Source organism: Halomonas sp. ND22Bw (assembly GCF_003011945.1).
GTDB classification, from domain to species: Bacteria; Pseudomonadota; Gammaproteobacteria; order Pseudomonadales; family Halomonadaceae; genus Halomonas; species Halomonas halophila.
Map to the genome: position 1 here is coordinate 1 of NZ_PXWD01001708.1, position 239 is coordinate 239.

A 239-nucleotide genomic window follows, 5' to 3' on the forward strand; every position below is an offset into this window, starting at 1 on the left:
ATGTCCACATACTCGTCGATGCCGTGGATAGAGCCTTCGCGGCCATAGCCGGATTGCTTGACCCCGCCGAACGGGGCGACGGCGGTGGAGATCAGGCCGGTGTTGACCCCGCACATCCCCGCCTCGATCCGGCGGCTGAACCGCATGGCCCGGTCCAGATCGCGGGTGGACAGATACGACGCCAGGCCGTAGTCGCTGGCATTGGCCTTCTCCAGCGCCTCTTCCTCGGTGTCGAAGAC

The 239-nt window shown here is 65.7% G+C and carries 1 protein-coding gene; it reads right to left on the minus strand.

What is annotated here, in order from left to right; genetic code table 11:
- Positions 1-239: aldehyde dehydrogenase family protein (locus CVH10_RS24110; RefSeq protein WP_146143394.1), on the minus strand; the 239-nt coding region annotated here is incomplete at both ends.